21 protein-coding genes and 1 pseudogene are annotated in these 17,163 nt (G+C 71.7%); 21 read left to right on the forward strand and 1 reads right to left on the reverse strand.

Going from position 1 to position 17,163, the window contains the following annotated elements:
* Positions 1-20: 20 nt before the first annotated feature.
* The 16 genes and pseudogenes from rpsP to AB0O36_RS20120 all read left to right on the forward strand — a co-directional run bounded on the left by rpsP (position 21) and on the right by AB0O36_RS20120 (position 11,890).
* Positions 21-455 (forward strand): 30S ribosomal protein S16, encoded by a 435-nt coding sequence (gene rpsP, locus AB0O36_RS20045; protein ID WP_365111955.1) that lies wholly within the window; start codon positions 21-23, stop codon positions 453-455.
* Positions 456-457: 2 nt separating this feature from the next.
* On the forward strand, positions 458-697 hold the full coding sequence (locus tag AB0O36_RS20050; RefSeq protein ID WP_007266827.1) for an RNA-binding protein: 240 nt from the start codon (positions 458-460) through the stop codon (positions 695-697).
* A 162-nt stretch (positions 698-859) separates the two neighbouring features.
* The gene (gene rimM / locus AB0O36_RS20055; RefSeq protein ID WP_365111958.1) at positions 860-1,414 is read left to right on the forward strand and encodes a ribosome maturation factor RimM; all 555 of its coding nucleotides are present in this window, start codon (positions 860-862) and stop codon (positions 1,412-1,414) included.
* Positions 1,414-2,235 carry a tRNA (guanosine(37)-N1)-methyltransferase TrmD gene (gene trmD, locus AB0O36_RS20060; protein ID WP_365111961.1) on the forward strand — a complete coding sequence of 274 codons (822 nt, stop codon included), beginning with the start codon at positions 1,414-1,416 and terminating at the stop codon, positions 2,233-2,235. The genes rimM and trmD overlap by 1 nt, the downstream gene beginning before the upstream one ends.
* A 132-nt stretch (positions 2,236-2,367) precedes the next feature.
* Positions 2,368-2,718 (forward strand): 50S ribosomal protein L19, encoded by a 351-nt coding sequence (gene rplS / locus AB0O36_RS20065; RefSeq protein WP_365111964.1) that lies wholly within the window; start codon positions 2,368-2,370, stop codon positions 2,716-2,718.
* Positions 2,719-2,760: 42 nt separating this feature from the next.
* On the forward strand, positions 2,761-3,483 hold the full coding sequence (gene lepB / locus AB0O36_RS20070; RefSeq protein ID WP_365111967.1) for a signal peptidase I: 723 nt from the start codon (positions 2,761-2,763) through the stop codon (positions 3,481-3,483).
* Positions 3,476-4,426, forward strand: a pseudogene (gene lepB, locus AB0O36_RS20075) (signal peptidase I). The gene lepB (AB0O36_RS20070) and the pseudogene lepB (AB0O36_RS20075) overlap by 8 nt, the downstream one beginning before the upstream one ends.
* On the forward strand, positions 4,395-5,303 hold the full coding sequence (gene lepB / locus AB0O36_RS20080; protein WP_365111969.1) for a signal peptidase I: 909 nt from the start codon (positions 4,395-4,397) through the stop codon (positions 5,301-5,303). Before lepB (AB0O36_RS20075) ends, lepB (AB0O36_RS20080) begins: the two are co-directional and overlap by 32 nt.
* Before the next feature lie 42 nt (positions 5,304-5,345).
* Positions 5,346-6,107: a signal peptidase I gene (gene lepB / locus AB0O36_RS20085; RefSeq protein WP_365111972.1), complete on the forward strand. Its 762-nt coding sequence runs from the start codon at positions 5,346-5,348 to the stop codon at positions 6,105-6,107.
* The gene (locus tag AB0O36_RS20090; RefSeq protein ID WP_365111975.1) at positions 6,097-6,591 is read left to right on the forward strand and encodes an NUDIX hydrolase; all 495 of its coding nucleotides are present in this window, start codon (positions 6,097-6,099) and stop codon (positions 6,589-6,591) included. The genes lepB (AB0O36_RS20085) and AB0O36_RS20090 overlap by 11 nt, the downstream gene beginning before the upstream one ends.
* Before the next feature lie 55 nt (positions 6,592-6,646).
* Entirely contained in the window at positions 6,647-6,955 is a 309-nt protein-coding gene (locus AB0O36_RS20095; RefSeq protein ID WP_008737534.1) for a DUF2469 domain-containing protein, read from the forward strand.
* Between the two features lie 129 nt (positions 6,956-7,084).
* Positions 7,085-7,447, forward strand: coding sequence for a YraN family protein (locus tag AB0O36_RS20100; RefSeq protein WP_365111978.1), 363 nt, complete (start codon positions 7,085-7,087; stop codon positions 7,445-7,447).
* Positions 7,447-9,063 carry a YifB family Mg chelatase-like AAA ATPase gene (locus tag AB0O36_RS20105; RefSeq protein ID WP_365111980.1) on the forward strand — a complete coding sequence of 539 codons (1,617 nt, stop codon included), beginning with the start codon at positions 7,447-7,449 and terminating at the stop codon, positions 9,061-9,063. The genes AB0O36_RS20100 and AB0O36_RS20105 overlap by 1 nt, the downstream gene beginning before the upstream one ends.
* On the forward strand, positions 9,063-10,235 hold the full coding sequence (gene dprA / locus AB0O36_RS20110; RefSeq protein ID WP_365111982.1) for a DNA-processing protein DprA: 1,173 nt from the start codon (positions 9,063-9,065) through the stop codon (positions 10,233-10,235). Before AB0O36_RS20105 ends, dprA begins: the two co-directional genes overlap by 1 nt.
* Positions 10,236-10,444: 209 nt before the next feature.
* On the forward strand, positions 10,445-11,281 hold the full coding sequence (gene whiG / locus AB0O36_RS20115; protein WP_365111985.1) for an RNA polymerase sigma factor WhiG: 837 nt from the start codon (positions 10,445-10,447) through the stop codon (positions 11,279-11,281).
* Between the two features lie 69 nt (positions 11,282-11,350).
* The gene (locus tag AB0O36_RS20120) at positions 11,351-11,890 is read left to right on the forward strand and encodes a helix-turn-helix domain-containing protein (RefSeq protein WP_365112212.1); all 540 of its coding nucleotides are present in this window, start codon (positions 11,351-11,353) and stop codon (positions 11,888-11,890) included.
* On the opposite strand, the gene AB0O36_RS20125 is transcribed toward AB0O36_RS20120, so the two are convergent.
* Positions 11,844-12,443 (reverse strand): M23 family metallopeptidase, encoded by a 600-nt coding sequence (locus AB0O36_RS20125; RefSeq protein WP_365111987.1) that lies wholly within the window; start codon positions 12,441-12,443, stop codon positions 11,844-11,846. The genes AB0O36_RS20120 and AB0O36_RS20125 overlap by 47 nt on opposite strands.
* Positions 12,444-12,699: 256 nt before the next feature.
* Between AB0O36_RS20125 and rpsB the strand changes: the two genes are divergently transcribed.
* The 5 genes from rpsB (at position 12,700) to AB0O36_RS20150 (ending at position 17,102) form a co-directional block, all read left to right on the forward strand.
* Positions 12,700-13,581, forward strand: coding sequence for a 30S ribosomal protein S2 (gene rpsB, locus AB0O36_RS20130; protein WP_365111990.1), 882 nt, complete (start codon positions 12,700-12,702; stop codon positions 13,579-13,581).
* 138 nt (positions 13,582-13,719) lie between these two features.
* The gene (tsf, locus tag AB0O36_RS20135; RefSeq protein WP_365111993.1) at positions 13,720-14,556 is read left to right on the forward strand and encodes a translation elongation factor Ts; all 837 of its coding nucleotides are present in this window, start codon (positions 13,720-13,722) and stop codon (positions 14,554-14,556) included.
* A gap of 161 nt (positions 14,557-14,717) precedes the next feature.
* The gene (pyrH, locus tag AB0O36_RS20140; protein WP_365111996.1) at positions 14,718-15,500 is read left to right on the forward strand and encodes a UMP kinase; all 783 of its coding nucleotides are present in this window, start codon (positions 14,718-14,720) and stop codon (positions 15,498-15,500) included.
* Between the two features lie 64 nt (positions 15,501-15,564).
* On the forward strand, positions 15,565-16,122 hold the full coding sequence (frr, locus tag AB0O36_RS20145) for a ribosome recycling factor (protein WP_365112215.1): 558 nt from the start codon (positions 15,565-15,567) through the stop codon (positions 16,120-16,122).
* On the forward strand, positions 16,122-17,102 hold the full coding sequence (locus tag AB0O36_RS20150) for a phosphatidate cytidylyltransferase (protein ID WP_365111998.1): 981 nt from the start codon (positions 16,122-16,124) through the stop codon (positions 17,100-17,102). The genes frr and AB0O36_RS20150 overlap by 1 nt, the downstream gene beginning before the upstream one ends.
* The last annotated feature ends 61 nt before the right edge of the window (positions 17,103-17,163 follow it).

Here is a 17,163-nt window from a genome sequence, read left to right on the forward strand (position 1 = left end):
GACCAGGAGACACCACTCCAGTGGCAGTCAAGATCAAGCTCAAGCGCCTCGGCAAGATTCGCCAGCCGCACTACCGCGTCGTCGTCGCCGACTCCCGTACCCGCCGTGACGGCCGGGCCATCGAGGAGATCGGTCTGTACCACCCGACGTACAACCCCTCGCGCATCGAGATCGACTCGGAGCGCGCGCAGTACTGGCTGTCCGTCGGCGCCCAGCCGACCGAGCCGGTCCTCGCCCTCCTGAAGCTCACCGGTGACTGGCAGGCGCACAAGGGCCTCCCGGCCCCGGCGCCGCTGCTGCAGCCGGCGACGAAGGAAGACAAGCGTCGTTCCTTCGACGAGTTCGCGAAGGCGCTGGAGGGTGGCGACGCCAAGGGCGAGGCCATCACCCAGAAGAAGAAGGCTGAGAAGAAGGCGGACGAGGCCGAGGCCGCCGCCGAGTCGACCGAGGCCTGAGCATGCTCGAGGAGGCTCTTGAGCACCTCGTAAAGGGCATTGTCGACAACCCCGATGACGTGCAGGTCGCCTCGCGCAACCTGCGTCGTGGGCAGGTGCTGGAGGTCCGGGTCCACCCCGACGACCTCGGCAAGGTGATCGGCCGCAACGGCCGCACCGCGCGCGCCCTGCGCACCGTCGTGGGAGCCATCGGCGGACGGGGAATCCGCGTCGACCTCGTCGACGTGGACCAGGTCCGCTGAGCAGTTGAACCACCGGCACGGGCCGGGGAGGGCGCACCGTTGCCCACCCCGGCCCGTGCTGTTTCACGATGGCGGGAGCAGCCATCGATCGAGCAACCACGACGGAGAGGTACCACCTCCGCGAGAGCGGCGGCGGTTCGGCCGCGAAAGAGGAGAGAGAGCGTGCAGCTCGTAGTCGCCCGGGTGGGCCGTGCCCACGGCATCAAGGGTGAGGTCACCGTCGAAGTGCGCACCGACGAGCCGGAACTCCGGCTCTCCCCGGGTGCCGTGCTTCACACCGAGCCCGCGTCCGCCGGCCCCCTCACCATCGAGACCGGCCGGGTGCACAGCGGCCGGCTGTTGCTCCGCTTCGAGGGCGTGAAGGACCGCACCGCCGCCGAGGCGCTCCGCAACACGCTGCTGATCGCCGAGGTCGACCCCTCCGAACTGCCGGAGGAGGAGGACGAGTACTACGACCACCAGCTGCTCGACCTGGACGTGGTGCTCGCCGACGGCACGGTGATCGGCCGGATCTCCGAGATCTCCCACCTGCCCTCGCAGGACCTGTTCATCGTGGAGCGCGAGGACGGCACCGAGGTGATGATCCCCTTCGTGGAGGAGATCGTCACCGAGATCGACCTGGAGGAGCAGCGGGCCGTGATCGACCCGCCGCCGGGCCTGATCGACGACCGCGCCGAGATCGTCTCCTCGCGCGATGCCGGGGGAGAAGAAGCCTGATGCGGCTGGACGTCGTCACGATCTTCCCCGACTACCTGGAGCCGCTGAACGTCTCCCTCGTCGGCAAGGCGCGGGCCCGCGGGCAGCTCGACGTACACGTCCACGACCTGCGCGAGTGGACGTACGACCGGCACAACACGGTCGACGACACCCCCTACGGCGGCGGCCCCGGCATGGTCATGAAGACCGAGCCGTGGGGCGACTGCCTGGACGACGCCCTCGCCGCCGGGTACGAGGCCGGCGCCCACGGCCCGGTCATGGTCGTCCCCACGCCCAGCGGTCGGCCCTTCACCCAGGAACTCGCCGTCGAGCTCTCCGAGCGGCCCTGGCTGATCTTCACCCCGGCCCGGTACGAGGGCATCGACCGCCGGGTCATGGACGAGTACGCCACCCGCATGCCGGTCTACGAGGTCTCCATCGGCGACTACGTCCTGGCCGGCGGCGAGGCCGCGGTCCTGGTGATCACCGAGGCGGTGGCCCGTCTGCTGCCCGGTGTCCTGGGCAACGCCGAATCGCACCGGGACGACTCCTTCGCGCCCGGCGGGATGGCGAACCTGCTGGAGGGCCCCGTCTACACCAAGCCGCCGGTGTGGCGCGGCCGCGGCATCCCCGAGGTCCTGCTCAGCGGCCACCACGGGAAGATCGCGCGCTGGCGCCGGGACGAGGCGTTCGCCCGCACCGCCCTGCACCGCCCGGACCTCATCGAGCGCACCGAGGCCGCGGCCTTCGACAAGAAGGACCGCGAGACCCTCAGCATCCTGGGCTGGGCTCCCACCCCCGACGGCCGATTTTGGCGCAGGCCGGAAGGCGTGGAAGAATAAGCGGCTGCTGTACGCCCGCGTGCGCCCCTGCCACAGGGGGACCGTCGCCCGCCGGGTGGCGCAGCTCCCGAATTCTCTACGGAAACCCGCACGGCGGCCTGTGGCGTCGTGCGAAGAAAGCAGACGAAGAACATGTCTTCTCTCCTCGACGGTGTGAACGCCGCCTCCCTGCGCTCGGACGTCCCGGCCTTCCGCCCGGGTGACACGATCAACGTGCACGTCCGCGTCATCGAGGGCAACCGCTCCCGTATCCAGCAGTTCAAGGGCGTCGTCATCCGCCGCCAGGGCTCCGGCGTCTCCGAGACCTTCACCGTCCGCAAGGTCTCCTTCTCCGTCGGCGTCGAGCGCACCTTCCCGGTGAACTCCCCGATCTTCGAGAAGATCGAGCTGGTCACCCGCGGTGACGTCCGCCGCGCGAAGCTGTACTACCTCCGTGAGCTCCGTGGCAAGGCCGCGAAGATCAAGGAGAAGCGCGACAACTGATCTCGCGCCGGGTCCAGGGAGCGGCCGGATAGGCTCCTCCCGATGGACACCGAAGCACGAGTCACGCAGCGCGGCCACTCTTCCCCCGACGAGGGGGCGGAGCGGTCGCGCTTCGCGTTTTCCGGACGTCTGACCTGGCGGCGTGCCGGGCTGGCCGGTGTCGCCCTCACCGTCGGCCTGCTGCTCTTCAGCAACTTCGTGCTGCAGCCCTTCCTGATTCCCAGCCGCTCGATGGAGCCGACCCTGGAGGTCGGGGACCGGGTGCTGGTCAACAAGCTGGCGTACCGTTTCGGCGAGCAGCCCCGCCGGGGCGACGTGGTGGTCTTCGACGGCCGAGGCTCCTTCGTACAGGAAGGGCCGGAGGGCAATCCCGTCGGCGAGGCCCTGCGCGGTGCGGCCGCCGCCCTCGGGCTGGCCGAGCCGGCCGACACCGACTTCGTGAAGCGGGTGGTGGGCGTGGGCGGCGACGACGTGGTCTGCTGCGACGACCGCGGCCGGATCAAGGTCAACGGAACGCCCGTGGACGAGCCCTACGTGTACCCGGGGGACGTCCCCTCGACGGTTCCGTTCCGGATCGTCGTGCCCGTCGGCACCCTGTGGGTGATGGGGGACCACCGGTCCCAGTCCCGGGACTCCCGCGACCACCTCGGCTCGCCCGGCGGCGGGATGGTGCCGGTGGACAAGGTCATCGGACGGGCCGACTGGATCGGCTGGCCGCTCTCCCGCTGGGGCAGACCCGGCGGCTCCGGCGGTACGGGTGGGTAGCCGCGGGCGGTCACGCCGCGAGCGCGACGCGGAGCTGGAGCGGCTCGGCGGGCGCGCCGAACGACGCCGGCTGGCCCGGCGCAGCAAACGGCGCCGTCGGACCCGGCGGGCCGGCGAGCTGCCGCTGCTGGTGGTGGTGGCCCTCTGCATCGCGCTGCTCCTCAAGACCTTCCTGGTGCAGGCGTTCTTCATCCCGTCGGGCTCGATGGAGCAGACCATCCGGATCGGCGACCGGGTGCTGGTGGACAAGCTGACCCCGTGGTTCGGGGCCAAGGCCGAGCGCGGCGACGTGGTCGTCTTCAAGGACCCGGGCGGCTGGCTCAAGGGCGAGACCCGGGCCGCCCCCGACCCGGTCGGCGTCAAGCAGCTCAAGCAGGCACTCACCTTCATCGGCCTGCTGCCCTCCTCCGACGAGCAGGACCTGATCAAGCGGGTGATCGGGGTGGGCGGGGACACCGTCAAGTGCTGCGACGCCCGGGGCCGGGTGAGCGTCAACGGCGTGTCCATCGATGAGCCGTACGTGATGAGCGGGAACACGCCCTCCGACATCAGGTTCGAGGTGAAGGTCCCCGAGGGCCGGCTGTTCGTGATGGGCGACCACCGGGCCAACTCGGCGGACTCCCGCTACCACTTGGACGAGCAGTTCCAGGGCACCATCGCCGAGAAGGGCGTGGTCGGCCGGGCCTTCGTGATCGCCTGGCCGTCGGGCCACTGGGGCGGCCTGGACAAGCCCGCCGTCTTCGCCACGGTGCCCGATCCCGCGCGCCGGGGACGCAGGAGGCACAGGCCCGTCGCATAGTGTGTCCTCCGTCTCCCGATGCTTGGGGAACTCCCGCTCGTTAGAGGAGTGGAGGGCCCGCGTCAGTTCCGGCGCGGGCGGGTGTACGAAGTGAGGAGTGGATGTGGGGGATGTGGCGGTAGGCGCACGTTCCGGACGGGATGAGCCCGAGGAGCGGCCCGAGCGGCCAGGGGCCCAGCAGCCGGAGGACGCCGTCGACGGTGCGGGCGGGACGGACGGGACCGCCGGAGTCGACGAGGCCGCCGAGAGCCCGCAGCGCTCCTTCTGGAAGGAGCTGCCCCTCCTCATCGTCATCGCCCTGGTGCTGGCCCTGCTGATCAAGACCTTCCTGGTGCAGGCGTTCTCGATCCCCTCCGACTCCATGCAGAACACCCTGCAGCGCGGGGACCGGGTGCTCGTGGACAAGCTGACCCCGTGGTTCGGCTCGGAGCCGGAGCGCGGCGAGGTCGTGGTCTTCAACGACCCGGACGAGTGGCTGGCCGGCGAGCCGACCCCGGAGCCCAACATCTTCCAGCAGGCCCTCAGCTGGATCGGCCTGATGCCCTCGGCCGACGAGAAGGACCTGATCAAGCGGGTCATCGCGGTCGGCGGCGACACGGTGGAGTGCCAGAAGGGCGGACCGGTCAAGGTCAACGGGAAGGCGCTCGACGAGCCGTACATCTTCCCCGGCAACACCCCGTGCGACGACAAGCCGTTCGGCCCGCTGAAGGTGCCGAAGGACCACATCTGGGTCATGGGTGACCACCGGCAGAACTCGTACGACTCCCGGTACCACACGGACGACAAGACCAAGGGCTTCGTGCCGAACGAGAAGGTCGTCGGCCGCGCCGTGGTCGTGGCCTGGCCGGTGACCCGCTGGGCGACCCTGCCGGTGCCGGACACCTTCGACCAGCCGGGCATCGGCGACCAGGCCGCGGCGGCCGCGATCGGGCTCGGGCCGGCCGGACTGGGAGTGGCCGGTGCGGTACCGCTGGTGATGTGGCGCAGGCGGGTGCTGACCCGGGGGCGTACCGCCGGGTAGATTGCCGCCCAGTCGACGATCTCCGAGGTGGGGGGCGCTGGGATGGGCGAAGCAGCACGTGGGACAGGTGGCCGCGGCCGCCTCGGCAACATACTGTCGGGGCTGGCCGTGGCCATCGGCTTTGCCCTCTTCCTGGGCGGATTCGTATGGGGCGCGCTGGTCTACCAGCCGTACACGGTCCCCACGGACTCGATGATGCCCACCGTGCGGCCGGGGGACCGGGTCCTCGCCGAGCGGATCGACGGCGGCGAGGTGCGCCGCGGCGACGTGGTGATCTTCACCGATGCCGACTGGAGCAACGCGCCCATGGTCAAGCGGGTCGTCGGCATCGGCGGTGACACCGTGCGCTGCTGCGACCAGGACGGACGGCTGACCGTGAACGGCAAGGAGCTGGACGAGCCGTACGTCGACGACGTCAAGGCCGACGGCTCCGGGCGCCGTTCGGGCCTCGCCTCGGACACGCCGTTCGAGGTGACGGTCCCCCAGGGCAAGCTGTTCCTGCTCGGTGACAGGCGGGCCGCCTCGCTGGACTCCCGGGCCCACCTCCAGGACGCCGGACAGGGCATGGTGGACCGCTCCGCGGTCACCGCACGCGTGGACGCCCGGGCCTGGCCCTCACCGGCGATGCTGGACCGCCCGCGGACCTACGCGGGGCTGCCCGGCGGGACCTCCTCGCCCGGCCCGCTGGCGCTCCAGGTGTACGCCGCGCTGGCCGGTGCGGTGCTGGTGGTCGCAGGGTCGGCGTACGGGCCCGTCGCGCGGCGCTTCGGCAGGGCACGGCGGGAGCCGACCGATGTCCGCTGAAACCGGTCCGCGCAAGGTCTCGCGGCTGATCCTGCTGGACCCGGACGACCGGGTCCTGCTGCTGCACGGCTTCGAGCCGGCCGATCCGGCGGTCGACTGGTGGTTCACCCCGGGCGGCGGCCTGGAGCCGGGAGAGACCCGGGAGCAGGCCGCGCTGCGCGAGCTGGCGGAGGAGACCGGGATCACCGGCGTGGAGCTCGGCCCGGTGCTCTGGCACCGGTACTGCGCCTTCCCCTTCGACGGGCGGCGCTGGGAACAGGACGAGTGGTACTTCCTGGCCCGGACCGACCGGACGGAAACCGCCCCGACCGGCCTCACCGAGCTGGAAAAGCGCAGCGTCACCGGGGCGAGATGGTGGACTTGCGAGGAACTTCTCGCAGCACGTGAGACGGTGTACCCGACCAGACTCGCCGAGCTGTTCCGCGCACTGCTCGACGACGGTCCCCCGGCCGCGCCGGTGGTCCTGGACCCCGAAATCGTTTAGGGGCGCACGGGCCTGGCGCACAATAGGGGGACGCACGGCTGAAGGGGAACATGCCATGAGCGCCGAGGACCTCGAGAAGTACGAGACCGAGATGGAGCTGAAGCTCTATCGCGAGTACCGCGACGTCGTCGGGCTGTTCAAGTACGTGATCGAGACGGAACGCCGGTTCTACCTCACCAACGACTACGAGATGCAGGTGCACTCGGTCCAGGGCGAGGTGTTCTTCGAGGTCTCGATGGCCGACGCGTGGGTCTGGGACATGTACCGGCCGGCCCGATTCGTCAAGCAGGTCCGGGTGCTGACCTTCAAGGACGTGAACATCGAGGAGCTCAACAAGACCGACCTGGAGCTCCCGGGCAGCTGATCCGGGCCGCCGGCAGGACAACCCGTTCACCCCTGTGGGTGAGCGGGTTGTCCACAGGCCCCGGGTTGTCCACCAAGATCCACGGGGTGCGCACGGCTGAGGGACCGTCGGTCCCGGAGGTGGTGCGCGATGGACGCACGAGGGGCACTGGGCAGGTACGGCGAGGACCTGGCCGCGCGGCGGCTGACCGAGGCCGGGATGAGGGTGATCGCGCGGAACTGGCGGTCCGGGCCCGGCGGGGAGATCGACATCGTCGCCCGGGACGGCGACGCGCTGGTGGTCTGCGAGGTGAAGACGCGCCGGGCGGGCCCGTTCGAACATCCGATGGCGGCCGTCGGACGGGGCAAGGCCGACCGGCTGCGGATGCTCGCCGCGCGCTGGATCGCCGACCACGGCGGACCACCCCCGGGCGGGGTGCGGATCGACCTGGTCGGGGTCGTCCTGCCGCGCCGGGGCGCCCCGGTCGTGGAGCACGTCCGGGGGGTGGCGTGATGGGCTTCGCACGGACCTGCTCGGTGGCGCCGGTCGGCGTCGAGGGCGTGCTGGTCGAGGTCCAGGCCGACCTGGAACCGGGCATCGCCGCCTTCACACTGGTCGGACTGCCCGACAAGACCCTGTTCGAGAGCCGGGACCGGGTCCGGGCGGCAGTGGTGAACTCCGGCGCGGAATGGCCCCAGAAGAAGCTCACCGTGGGCCTGAGCCCGGCGTCCGTGCCGAAGTCCGGCGCCGGCTTCGACATGGCCATCGCAACGGCGGTGCTGGGCGCGGCGGAACGGATCGACCCGGCCGCCATCGCCGACCTCGTCATCGTCGGCGAACTCGGCCTGGACGGCCGCGCCCGCCCCGTCCGGGGCGTGCTCCCGGCGGTCCTGGCCGCTGCGGAGGCCGGCTACCGCCGGGTGGTCGTCCCCGAGCAGTGCGCCGGGGAGGCCGCCCTGGTCCCCGACGTCTCGGTGCTCGGCGTCCGCAGCCTGCGCCAGCTGATCGCCGTACTCACCGACGGCGAGATCCCCGACGAGCCTCCGCCGTACCCGCCGGACGGGCCGGACCCGATGCTGGCGGGCCTGGTCGTGCCCGGAGCGGCCGTCGGTGCGGGGATCGGGACGGGCGTCCGGGCCGGGCTGCCCGACCTGGCGGACGTCGCCGGGCAGCGGTCCGCCCGGCGGGCCCTGGAGGTGGCCGCCGCCGGCGGACACCACGTGTTCCTCACCGGCCCGCCGGGAGCGGGCAAGACCATGCTGGCGGAGCGCCTTCCGGGGATCATGCCGGCCCTCACCCGGCGGGAGTCCCTGGAGGTCACCGCCGTCCACTCGGTCGCCGGACTCCTGCCGCCCGGCGAGCCGCTCGTACGGGCCGCGCCGTACTGCGCCCCCCACCACTCGGCGACCATGCAGTCGCTGGTGGGCGGCGGCAGCGGGCTGCCACGGCCCGGCGCGGTCTCGCTGGCCCACCGGGGCGTGCTCTTCCTCGACGAGGCACCCGAGTTCAGCACCAAGACGCTGGACGCGCTGCGGCAGCCGCTGGAGTCGGGAGAAGTGGTGATCGCCCGGGCGGCCGGGGTGGTGCGGCTGCCCGCGAGGTTCCTGATGGTCCTCGCCTCCAACCCCTGTCCCTGCGGCCGGCACACGGTGCACGGCACCGGCTGCGAGTGCCCGCCGGCGGCGATCCGGCGTTACCAGGCCCGGCTCTCCGGTCCGTTGCTCGACCGGGTGGACCTGAGGGTGGAGGTGGAGCCGGTCAGCCGGTCCGACCTGCTCGGGCAGGGCGGGCGGGGCGAGCCCAGCGCGGCCGTCGCGGCCCGGGTGGCCGGGGCCAGGGACCGGGCGGCGGCCCGGCTGGCCGACACGCCCTGGAGGGTGAACAGCGAGATCCCCGGCCACGAGCTGCGGACCCGCTGGGAGCCCGCCCCCGGGGCGCTGGCCCAGGCCGAACGGGACCTGGAGCGCGGCCTGCTCACCGCCCGCGGCCTGGACCGGGTGCTCCGCGTCGCCTGGACGGTGGCGGACCTCGCCGGCAAGGAGCGGCCGGACGCCCTGGACGTGGCCGTCGCCCTGGAACTGCGCACGGGCATCGCCCGCGGCGCGGCGCTCGCCCCGGGGGCCGTGTGATGGCCGGCGACCGGGACGAACTCCTGGCCAGGGTGGCCCTCACCCGGGTGCTGGAGCCGGGGGACGAGCACGGGGGACGCTGGCTGCGGCGCCACGGGGCGGAGGGGGTGATACGGCGCCTCGCCGGGGGACCGGGGGACTGGGGCGAACTCGACGGCGTGGGGGCCGGACGGCTCGCCGGGTACCGGGAGCGGGCCGCCCGGGCCGACCCGGAGCGGGACCTGGCGGACATCGCCGGACTGGGCGGCCGCTTCGTGTGGGCCGGCGCGCCGGAGTGGCCCGGCCAGCTGGACGACCTCGGCGACGCCCGCCCCGTCGGACTGTGGCTCCGCGGCCGGCCGGACCTGCGGGTCTGGGCGCTCCGCTCCGTCGCCCTGGTCGGGGCCCGCGCCTGCACCCCGTACGGCACGCACATGGCGCAGACCCTCGCCGCCGGACTCGCCGAGCGCGGCTGGGTGGTGGTCTCCGGCGCCGCCTACGGCATCGACGGGGCCGCCCACCGCGGCGCGCTCGCCGTCGGCGGGGCCACCGCGGCCGTCCTGGCCTGCGGGGTGGACACGCACTATCCGCCCGGGCACGCCGGCCTGCTCGGCCGGATCGCCGGGGCGGGCCTGCTGATCGGCGAGCTGCCGCCCGGCAGCCACCCCACCCGCAGCCGGTTCGTCCTGCGGAACCGGGTGATCGCCGCCCTCACCCGCGGCACCGTGGTCGTCGAGGCCGCCCACCGCAGCGGCTCCCTGGTCACGGCACGCCGCGCCCAGCGGCTCGGCCGGCTCACCATGGGCGTGCCCGGCCCCGCCACCAGCGGGCTCTCCGCCGGGGTGCACGAACTGCTGCGCGGCGAGGCGGCCCTGGTCACCGACGCCGACGAGATCGTCGAACTGGTCGGCGGCATGGGCGAACTGGCCCCCGAGCGCCGGGGGCCGGTGCTCCCCCGGGACCTGCTCCACGAGGAGACCGCCCGGGTGCTGGAGGCGCTCCCCGCCGGGCGGCCCGCCGGCGCCCGGGAGGTGGCGCTCGCCGCCGGCACCGGCACCGATGAAGTCATCGGCAGACTGTACGAACTTCACTCTCTGGGGTTCGTCGAACGGCAGGGCGACGGATGGAGGTTGACGGGACACCCGGACGGCCAGGCCACTCGAACCGGTGGCGCCCGGCGAGGCGACCGTTGACCTGGGGAGTTCCGGTGAAAGAGTGAAGCCGATGAGAGACGCGGTCTTCCCGGTGGCAGTCCCCGGGACCGTGCGCGAGGCGCCGGTCCCGGACCACCCGCGCGACTCCGGGGGCGCCGGGGCCGTCATACGATCCCGTACTCTTCGCGCACCGCGACTGTTCAGTCACGCTACGCTCCCCACGAATCCGGCCCCGACAAAGGCGACCCATGCCCCAGCACACCTCAGGGTCTGACCGCGCTGCGGCACCCCCCGCTGCCCGCGGCAGCGAGCGGTCCACCGCGCCCTCGTCCCTGGACGCGCTGTGGCGCTCCTACAAGGACTCGGGCGACGAGCGCCTGCGGGAGCAGTTGATCCTGCACTACTCGCCGCTGGTGAAGTACGTGGCCGGCCGGGTCAGCGTCGGCCTCCCGCCCAACGTCGAGCAGGCGGACTTCGTCTCCTCCGGGGTCTTCGGACTGATCGACGCCATCGAGAAGTTCGACATCGACCGCGCGATCAAGTTCGAGACGTACGCGATCACCCGCATCCGCGGCGCGATGATCGACGAACTGCGCGCCCTCGACTGGATCCCGCGCTCCGTCCGGCAGAAGGCGCGTGCCGTGGAACGCGCCTACGCCACCCTGGAGGCGCAGCTCAGGCGCACCCCCACCGAGGCGGAGGTGGCCGCCGAGATGGGCATCTCGGTGGAGGAACTCCACACCGTTTTCAGCCAGTTGTCGCTGGCCAACATGGTCGCCCTGGAGGAGATGCTGCACGTCGGCGGCGAGGGCGGCGAGCGGCTCACGCTGATGGACACCCTGGAAGACACCGCCGCCGACAACCCGGTCGAGGTGGCGGAGGACCGGGAGCTGCGCCGGCTGCTGGCCCGCGCCATCAACACCCTCCCCGAACGGGAGAAGACGGTGGTGACCCTCTACTACTACGAGGGGCTCACCCTGGCCGAGATCGGCCACGTGCTCGGCGTCACCGAGTCCAGGGTCAGTCAGATCCACACCAAGTCCGTGCTGCAGCTGCGGGCGAAGCTGGCGGATGTCGGCCGCTGACCTGGCGGAGCTCCGTAGAGTGGGAACGTGCCCAGGATTCGAGCGGCCTCCGTGGCCGAGCACCGGACGATGCAGCGCGGCGCCCTGCTGGACGCCGCCCGTTCCCTGCTGTCCGAGGGCGGTACGGAGGCGCTGACCTTCCCCGCCCTCGCCGAGCGGACCGGCCTGGCCCGGTCCTCCGTCTACGAGTACTTCCGCTCCCGCGCGGCCGTGGTCGAGGAACTCTGCGCCGTGGACTTCCCGGTCTGGGCGGCCGAGATCGAAGCGGCCATGGAGGCCGCGGACACCCCCGAGGCCAAGGTCGAGGCGTACGTCCGGCAGCAGCTGGCCCTGGTCGGGGACCGGCGGCACCGGGCCGTGGTGGCGATCTCGGCGAGCGAGCTGGACGCCGGTGCCCGGGAGAAGATCCGCGCCGCCCACGGCGGCCTGGTGGCGATCATCGTCGAGGCGCTCGGCGCCCTTGGTCACGACCGGCCCCGGCTCGCCGCGATGCTCCTGCAGGGCGTCGTGGACGCCGCCGTCCGCCGGATCGAGCTCGGCGCCGCCGAGGAGCCGGCCGAGGTCACCGAGGCGGCCGTGGCCATGGCGCTCCGCGGCGTACGGGGCTGAGCCCGGCGGCCCCGGCCGACGGCAGCAGCCGGGGCGAGGACCGGGGGACCAGGGGCAGCGGGTTGAGGTAGACCTCCCCGGCGAGCAGCCCCCAGTGCAGGCAGGACGCCCGGCAGTGGCTCCCCGCCTCCAGGACCGCCACCACCTGCCCCGCCCGCACCGCCTCGCCCTCGGCGACCAGCGGGCGGACCGGTTCGAACGTGGTGCGCAGACCCCCCGGGAGGGTGAGCGACAGCACTCCGCGGCCCGCCACCTGTCCGGCGTAATGGACCCGGCCCGGGCCCACCGCCCGTACCTCCGCGCCCACCGGGGCGGCCAGGTCCACCCCGCGGTGCCCGGCCGCGTACGGGGTGGGCGGCGGATCCCACCACCGCGCCACCACCAGCGGCGCGGGCAGCGGACGGACCCGCCGCACCGGATCAGCCGGCCCTGCGGCGCCGGGCGCGCCCGCAGCCGGCAGGGGCTGCAGCAGGGCCGGAACCAGGGGCTGGACAAGGGGTGGAACAAGGGCCGGAAGCAGGCCCAGCAGGAAGATCGGCAGCAGTGGCGTCATGCCCGCAGGGTCCCGCGCACCCCGCCCCCGCGCTGCGGCCTGTGGACGACGGGGCCGCTGTGGGCAGGGGCGTCACCCGGCACGGTGCCCGGTCCCGTACACTTCTTGTGGCGATCCGGGTCACCGGGTCGACTTCGCACGCCCCAGCGCCGACCGGTCATGCGGTCTGGCGGCGGCGTCCCTCGGTCCCCTTCGACGGGGGCGGGACGCGGCCGGGGCGTCAGGAATGAAACCGAGAATCCAAGGAGATACGGCCATGGCCGTCGTCACGATGCGGGAGCTGCTGGAAAGCGGCGTCCACTTCGGTCACCAGACCCGTCGCTGGAACCCGAAGATGAAGCGCTTCATCTTCACCGAGCGCAACGGCATCTACATCATCGACCTGCTCCAGTCGCTGTCGTACATCGACCGCGCCTACGAGTTCGTCAAGGAGACCGTCGCGCACGGCGGCTCCATCATGTTCGTGGGCACCAAGAAGCAGGCCCAGGAGGCCATCGCCGAGCAGGCGACCCGCGTTGGCATGCCGTACGTCAACCAGCGCTGGCTCGGTGGCATGCTCACCAACTTCTCCACCGTCTACAAGCGCCTCCAGCGTCTGAAGGAGCTTGAGGCGATCGACTTCGAGGACGTCGCCGCCTCGGGTCTCACCAAGAAGGAGCTCCTGGTCCTCTCCCGCGAGAAGGCCAAGCTGGAGAAGACCCTCGGTGGTATCCGCGAGATGTCGAAGGTCCCCAGCGCGGTCTGGATCGTCGACACCAAGAAGGAGCACATCGCCGTCGGTGAGGCGCGCAAGCTCCACATCCCGGTCGTCGCGATCCTCGACACCAACTGCGACCCCGACGAGGTCGACTACAAGATCCCGGGCAACGACGACGCGATCCGCTCCGTCACCCTGCTCACCCGCGTGATCGCCGACGCCGTCGCCGAGGGCCTCATCGCCCGCTCCGGCGCTGCGACCGGTGACTCGAAGCCGGGCGAGAAGGCCGCCGCCGAGCCGCTCGCCGAGTGGGAGCGCGACCTGCTCGAGGGCGAGAAGAAGGCCGACGAGGCTCCGGCCGCCGAGGCCCCCGCCGCCGAGGCTCCGGCCGCCGAGGCCCCCGCTGCCGAGGCTCCGGCCGCGGACGCCGAGCAGGCCTGATCCCACTGGGAGAGGCCCGGCGTTCATCCGCCGGGCACTCGCAGCACGGACGATGACGACGGGGGACGGTGCACACCAGAGCACCGGCCCCCGCCGTTCACCCGTAGATCTACGACTTCGAGAGAGAATCACAGACTCATGGCGAACTACACCGCCGCTGACGTCAAGAAGCTCCGCGAGCTCACCGGCGCCGGCATGATGGACTGCAAGAAGGCGCTGGACGAGGCCGAGGGCAACGTCGACAAGGCCGTCGAGGCCCTGCGCATCAAGGGCCAGAAGGGCGTCGCCAAGCGCGAGGGCCGTTCTGCCGAGAACGGTGCCGTCGTGTCCCTCATCGCCGACGACAACACCTCCGGTGTCATCGTCGAGCTGAAGTGCGAGACGGACTTCGTCGCCAAGGGCGAGAAGTTCCAGGCCGTCGCCGCCGACATCGCCAAGCACGTCGCCGCCAGCGCCCCGGCGGACATCGAGGCCCTGCTCTCCTCCGAGATCGAGGCCGGCAAGACCGTCCAGGCGTTCGTGGACGAGGCCAACGCCAACCTCGGTGAGAAGATCGTCCTGGACCGCTTCGCGCAGTTCGCCGACGGCTTCGTCTTCGCCTACATGCACCGCACCATGCCCGACCTGCCCCCGCAGATCGGTGTCCTGGTCGAGCTGGACAAGGCCGAGGGCGACCTCGCCAAGGGCATCGCGCAGCACATTGCCGCGTTCGCCCCGAAGTACCTCTCCAAGGAGGACGTCCCGGCCGAGGTCGTCGAGACCGAGCGCCGCGTCGCCGAGGAGACCACCCGCGCCGAGGGCAAGCCCGAGGCCGCGCTCCCGAAGATCGTCGAGGGTCGCGTCAACGGCTTCTTCAAGGAGGCCACCCTCCTCGGCCAGGCGTACGCGCTGGACAACAAGAAGACCGTTCAGCAGATCCTGGACGAGGCCGGTGTCACCCTGAAGCGCTTCTCGCGCATCAAGGTCGGCATCTGAGTCCGTCCGTACGCGACGGACACCCGGACCCCGGTAGGGTCTGAAGCAGTCGGCCGCGCTCGCGCAGGACGACCGCAGATCTGACGAGGAGGCCATTGCCGCACAGGGAACCGCAAGGACCCCGGCAATGGCCTTCTTCGTATGTGCACGAGGAGATCTCCATGAATCAGGGCGTGGCCCCCCACACCGCTTCCGACACCAAGAGCCACCACGAGAAGAAGGGTGTCCGCCGCTTCCTGCTGAAGCTGTCGGGCGAGGCCTTCTCCGGCGGCGGGGGACTGGGCGTCGACCCCGACGTCGTGCACGCGATCGCGCGTGAGATCGCGGGCGTGGTCCGCGACGGCGCGGAGATCGCCGTCGTCATCGGCGGTGGCAACTTCTTCCGCGGCGCCGAGCTGCAGCAGCGCGGCATGGACCGGGCCCGGTCCGACTACATGGGCATGCTCGGCACGGTCATGAACTGCCTCGCCCTCCAGGACTTCCTGGAGAAGGAGGGCATCGACTCCCGCGTCCAGACCGCCATCACCATGGGCCAGGTCGCGGAGCCGTACATCCCGCTGCGGGCCGTACGGCACCTGGAGAAGGGCCGCGTCGTCATCTTCGGCGCCGGTATGGGCATGCCCTACTTCTCCACCGACACCACCGCCGCCCAGCGCGCGCTGGAGATCGACGCCGAAGCCCTGCTCATGGGCAAGAACGGCGTCGACGGGGTCTACGACTCCGACCCGAAGACCAACCCGGACGCCGTGAAGTTCGACGCGCTGGAGTACGGCGAGGTGCTCTCCCGCGACCTCAAGGTCGCCGACGCCACCGCCATCACGCTGTGCCGCGACAACAAGCTCCCGATCCTCGTCTTCGAGCTGCTGGCCGAGGGCAATATCGCCCGCGCGGTCAAGGGTGAGAAGATCGGCACGCTCGTGAGCGACCAGGGCACCCGGGCCTGAACGCTCGGTCGGCCCGCCGGCCCGCCCGCCCGAACCATCCACATCTGACATGCAGGAGCACGTGGTGATCGAAGAAATCCTCCTCGAAGCCGAGGAGAAGATGGAGAAGGCCGTCCTGGTGGCCAAGGAGGACTTCGCCGCGATCCGCACCGGCCGTGCGCACCCGGCGATGTTCAACAAGATCGTGGCGGACTACTACGGTGCCGTCACGCCCATCAACCAGCTGGCCTCCTTCTCGGTGCCCGAGCCGCGCATGGCCGTGGTCACGCCGTTCGACAAGAGCGCCCTGCGCAACATCGAGCAGGCCATCCGCGACTCCGACCTGGGCGTCAACCCCAGCAACGACGGCAACATCATCCGTGTGACGTTCCCGGAGCTGACCGAGGAGCGCCGCCGCGAGTACATCAAGGTCGCCAAGGGCAAGGGCGAGGACTCCAAGGTCTCCATCCGCGCCGTGCGCCGCAAGGCCAAGGACGCCCTCGACAAGCTGGTCAAGGACAAGGAGGCCGGCGAGGACGACGTGCGCCGCGCCGAGAAGGAGCTCGACGACACCACCGCGAAGTACGTCGCGCAGGTGGACGAGCTGCTCAAGCACAAGGAAGCCGAGCTCCTCGAGGTCTGATGAACGACTCTCCTTGGGAGGCGGAGCCGGTTCCGGCAGGTGCCGCATATGATCGGGGGGCCGTCCTTCCGGACGGCCCCCCGTTCCGCGCCGAGACGCCGCTGCAGGAGCCCATGCCCACGCCACCCCCGCAGCCTCCGCAGGACGCCCCGCCGCCGCCGAAGAAGCGCGCCGGGCGTGACCTGCGCGCCGCCATAGGGGTCGGCGTCGGTCTCGGCGCCGTCATCTTCGCCTCACTGCTGATCGTGAAGGCGGTCTTCGTCGGCGTCATCGTCGTCGCCGTGGTCGTCGGCCTGTGGGAGCTCACCTCACGGCTGCAGGAGCGCAAGGGCATCAAGGCCCCGCTCGTGCCGCTCGCGGTGGGCGGTGCCGCCATGGTCATCGCCGGCTACGTCCGTGGCGCCGAGGGAGCCTGGGTCGCCATGGCCCTGACCGCGCTCGCGGTGCTGGTGTGGCGGATGACCGAGCCGCCCGAGGACTACCTCAAGGACGTGACCGCGGGCGTGTTCGCCGCGTTCTACGTGCCGTTCCTCGCCACCTTCGTCGCCATGCTGCTCGCCGCCGACGACGGCCCGCAGCGGGTGATCACCTTCCTGGTGCTCACCGTGGTCAGCGACACCGGTGCGTACGCGGTCGGCTGGCGCTTCGGCAAGCACAAGCTCGCCCCCCGCATCAGCCCCGGAAAGACCCGCGAGGGCCTGTTCGGTGCCGTGGCCTTCGCCATGGTGGCCGGTGCGCTGTGCATGCAGTTCCTGATCGACGACGGCACCTGGTGGCAGGGCCTGGTCCTGGGCCTGGTGGTCGCGGTCAGCGCCACCCTCGGCGACCTGGGCGAGTCGATGATCAAGCGGGACCTCGGCATCAAGGACATGGGCACCCTGCTCCCCGGACACGGGGGCATCATGGACCGCCTGGACTCCCTGCTGCCGACGGCCCCGGTGGTCTGGCTGCTGCTGGCCCTGTTCGTCGGGACGGGCTGACGCCGGTACCCGAAGGGCTGACGCCGGCCCCCGAACGGCCGAACCCGGCCCGGACGGGACC

The sequence above is a fragment of the Streptomyces sp. NPDC089799 genome (genome assembly GCF_040684755.1).
In the GTDB taxonomy this organism is placed as follows: Bacteria; Actinomycetota; Actinomycetes; order Streptomycetales; family Streptomycetaceae; genus Streptomyces.